This window comes from Desulfovibrio piger (genome assembly GCF_012843875.1).
Classification (GTDB): Bacteria; Desulfobacterota; Desulfovibrionia; order Desulfovibrionales; family Desulfovibrionaceae; genus Desulfovibrio.
In genome coordinates, this window is sequence record NZ_JABAFY010000102.1 from 1 (window position 1) to 1,794 (window position 1,794).

Below are 1,794 nucleotides of genomic sequence, written 5' to 3' on the forward strand. Positions count from 1 at the left end.
CACGAAAATCTGTTTGTTTCATGGGACGAGATTACCACACCTTTTAAAATCAAAAAACATGCCGGACATCCTCTTATACTATCAAGCTTTTATGATCTTTTTAAATGCTTGATCATCTCGTTTGCCTCAGCACCTGTCATATTACTACTACCGTGGCTAAACATATCCATACACAACTGATCTATATGTATACGCTTTCTATCAGCCAACTGCTTTATAAAATCTTTCTGTTTCTCACTAGCCAGTTTGCTCCCACCTCCATGTTTATGCTGAGAAGGTGGTAACGCTGTTGTACTAGAATTGCTATTAACTGGATATGTAGAATCTTTCTGAGCCGTAGATACTGATGGATGATATGCTGTTTGAGACGACATGAAATTCATCTGGTCTTGAATCTTTGCCTGAGCATCATTTCTAGCAGCATTGATAATATCGACTGTGTTGTAAGAATTCACTGTAGCCTGATTTGCACTACCAAAGTTGGATACTGTCATCGTACCATCACAGAGAGAGACAGATACGATAGCAGTATGTTCGTTTTCAGAATTTGGTGACTGCTGCACTGAAAAACTATAAGATTTTTTGTTTTGAGTATCCATGATAATCCCCTTAATTATTATCAGAATTATGAGAATCTATGTTTTTATTTTTAGGTAAACGTGACATGCCAAAGTTTCTCTGTCCATCATAGAGAGGACCTTTGGTATATGCTTTTGCTAAATATAAAGCCTGCTGTTTCACCTCATCTAATCTTGAATCAAACTTTTCAACATCAGATGTCCTGGTAATCATTTTACCGTTATAATCCCTATTGGATTTATTCGTGCAGTAGTCTATCAATCCTTTTGAATCTCTATCTATATCCAGAGTAGAATTCCAAATTGTCTCAACACTTTTAAAGACATGGTTATAAGTCTTAACTCTAGTACCATCTAACAAGAACAAACAATGGTAGTGAGGATGATCACTTTTGTTTTGTTCACGAACCCAAATATAATACGGATCACATTTACGACGTTTATACTTTTTGACCATATATGCCATGCAATCAGATATATTTTTTGATGAGGTATCTCCGGTATAATTTTGAGGATATCTAACATCAAACCTGATGGATAATGTTTTACGATGATTGTCTGTATAGAAGTCTAACAACTCATTGACACTATTTTTGATATTATCCAGATACTGTACGTTTTTGTTTTTCATATTTCCACCTCATATTTAGACAAAGAACATAAAACGATGATGAGCCAATACTCTGCAAATATGCTGATGACATGTTTGCAGTGTATTGGATAAATATACTTCCACATTCCATATCGTTTTTTGTTAAATCAATTATTTTTACATACTCAATATTCAATCAACACATTTAATTGCTGTTTTAATGTTTAAACAATTACTAACTATTCCACATATAAAGTTACTATTTTTGATATTTAAACAATCTAACTATTTCCTATATAAATTTACTATTTTAATATATTATATTAGTATTACATACCCCCTATATGGTTGAGTGTTATAAACCTTAAGAACAGAGACCATGAAGAGTAAAACTTCATATTATGTATGTCCGAATTATTTTATACACAAAAAAAGAGCATAGCTTAATACTATGCTCTTTTTTATTCTCATTTGACGAAAACTATATCACAAAAGTAACGCTCTTATATAAACAGAGATCCTTCAAAGCTTACCTATGCACCATAGATGACTAGCAGTTTGAGGAGAGGGGACAGCATTTTTTATCCGATTTTTCCGCTAAAAATTCGCTCTACACCATTTTTC

At 33.1% G+C, this 1,794-nt stretch carries 2 protein-coding genes; both read right to left on the bottom strand.

Going from position 1 to position 1,794, the window contains the following annotated elements:
* Window positions 1–89 precede the first annotated feature (89 nt).
* Complete coding sequence (locus tag HF854_RS12275; RefSeq protein WP_168936539.1) at window positions 90–599, bottom strand: hypothetical protein; 510 nt, start codon at window positions 597–599, stop codon at window positions 90–92.
* Window positions 600–609: 10 nt separating this feature from the next.
* Complete coding sequence (locus HF854_RS12280) at window positions 610–1,209, bottom strand: YagK/YfjJ domain-containing protein (RefSeq protein WP_168936540.1); 600 nt, start codon at window positions 1,207–1,209, stop codon at window positions 610–612.
* Window positions 1,210–1,794 lie beyond the last annotated feature (585 nt).

Coding starts and splice junctions, on each gene's coding strand:
- HF854_RS12280 (WP_168936540.1), bottom strand. CDS start 1,209: ATGAAAAACAAAAACGTACAGTATCTGGATAATATCAAAAATAGTGTC.
- HF854_RS12275 (WP_168936539.1), bottom strand. CDS start 599: ATGGATACTCAAAACAAAAAATCTTATAGTTTTTCAGTGCAGCAGTCA.